This window comes from Chthonobacter rhizosphaerae, assembly GCF_013839525.1.
Taxonomy (GTDB): Bacteria; Pseudomonadota; Alphaproteobacteria; order Rhizobiales; family Pleomorphomonadaceae; genus Chthonobacter; species Chthonobacter rhizosphaerae.
In genome coordinates, this window is record NZ_JACDIS010000035.1 from 1 (window position 1) to 1,830 (window position 1,830).

General features: G+C 61.5%; 3 protein-coding genes. All 3 read right to left on the minus strand.

Annotated elements, in window-relative coordinates:
* On the minus strand, positions 1-121 hold a 121-nt coding region (locus HND91_RS22390; protein WP_246329652.1), incomplete at its 3' end, for a DUF2160 family membrane protein.
* A complete protein-coding gene (locus HND91_RS22395) occupies positions 121-993 on the minus strand; it encodes a carbohydrate ABC transporter permease (protein WP_181708830.1) in 873 nt (290 codons plus the stop codon). The genes HND91_RS22395 and HND91_RS22390, both read right to left, overlap by 1 nt.
* 9 nt (positions 994-1,002) lie before the next feature.
* Positions 1,003-1,830: carbohydrate ABC transporter permease (locus HND91_RS22400; RefSeq protein ID WP_181708831.1), on the minus strand; the 828-nt coding region annotated here is incomplete at its 5' end.

Consider the following 1,830-nt stretch of genomic DNA (forward strand, 5'->3'; position numbering starts at 1 on the left):
CGACCCGGGGATGCCCGCCGGGCGAGGCGTATTCCCACACGCCCATGGCGGCGATCATCGAGAAGATCGCGATAAAGAAGAGCGCCGTCGGCCAGGTCCAGGCCATCCAGGAGAAGTCCATCACACCCTCCCCAGGGCGAAGCCCTTGGCGATGTAATTGCGGACGAACCAGATCACGAGCACGCCTGGGATGATTGTCAGCACGCCGGCAGCAGCGAGCACGCCGTAGTCGAGGCCAGTCGCCGAAGACGTCCGCGTCATGGCCGCCGCGATCGGCTTGGCGTCGGTGGTCGTCAGGGTGCGGGCGATCAGGAGCTCCACCCACGAGAACATGAAGCAGAAGAAGGCCGCGACACCGATGCCGGAGGCGATCAGCGGCATGAAGATCTTCACGAAGAACTTCGGAAAGGAATAGCCGTCGATGTAGGCGGTCTCGTCGATCTCCTTCGGCACGCCCGACATGAAGCCTTCCAGGATCCACACCGCCAGCGGCACGTTGAACAGGCAGTGCGCGATGGCGACGGCGATGTGGGTGTCGATCAGCTGGAACGCCGAGTAGAGCTGGAAGAAGGGCAGCACGAACACCGCCGGCGGCGCCATGCGGTTGGTCAGCAGCCAGAAGAACAGGTGCTTGTCGCCGAGGAAGCGATAGCGCGAGAAGGCGTAGGCCGCCGGCAGCGCCACCGCGACCGCGATGAGCATGTTCAGGCAGACATACGTTAGCGAGTTGACGTATGTCATGTACCAGGTCGGGTCATTGAAGATAACCCGGAAGTTCGCAAGCGTCGGGGACACCGGCCAGAGCGCGAACCGGTTCATGATCTCGTCGTTCGGCTTAAAGCTGAGCGCAACGAGCCAGTAGACCGGAATCAAAAGAAACAGGATGTAGGCGATCGAGATTATGCGGGCAGGAGCAATGCCCGAGCGAGCTTTCCTCGTGACGTGGGCGTGGGCGCTAAGCGGTTTGTCCTGAGTGGCGGAGAGCGTTGTCATAGCGTGACCTCAGCTCCTTTCGGCTGCAGCGTTGGTCGTGACCGTGAAAAAGATCCACGAAACCAGAAGGACGATCAGAAAGTAGATGATCGACATGGCGGCCGCGGGCCCGAGGTCGAACTGGCCAATCGCCGTCTTGACGAGATCAATGGACAGGAAGGTCGTTGCGCTGCCCGGACCGCCGCCAGTGACCACGAAGGGCTCGGTGTAGATCATGAAGCTGTCCATGAAGCGAAGGAGGACAGCGATCTGGAGAACACGCCCCATTTTGGGAAACTGGATGTAGCGGAACACGGACCACTTGGACGCGCCGTCGATGCGCGCGGCTTGGTAGTAGGCGTCCGGGATCGACACGAGGCCGGCGTAGCAGAGGAGCACGACGAGGCTCGTCCAATGCCAGACGTCCATCAGGATGACGGTGACCCAGGCGTCGAAGGGATCCTGGCCGTAGTTGTAGTCCCACCCAAGCGCGTTGAGCCCGCGCCCGAGCATGCCAATGTCGCTCCTGCCGAACACCTGCCAGATGGTGCCGACCACGTTCCACGGAATGAGTAGCGGCAGCGCCATCAGGACAAGGCAGACGGATACCCAGACGCCACGACGCGGCATGGATAGCGCCACCAGGATGCCGAGCGGTATCTGGATCAGGAGGACAAGCGCGGAAAACGCCAGGTTTCTGAGCAGGGATTCATGAAACCTGTCGGATTCCAGAACCTCCTTGAACCATTCCGTGCCGGCCCAGAAGAACTCGTTGTTCCCGAAGGTGTCCTGGACCGAATAGTTCACCACCGTCATCAGCGGGATCACCGCCGAGAAGGCCACCAGCAGCAGCACCGG

Excerpts from the sequence above, each read along its gene's own strand:
- HND91_RS22395 (WP_181708830.1), bottom strand. The coding sequence starts at position 993 with ATGACAACGCTCTCCGCCACTCAGGACAAACCGCTTAGCGCCCACGCC.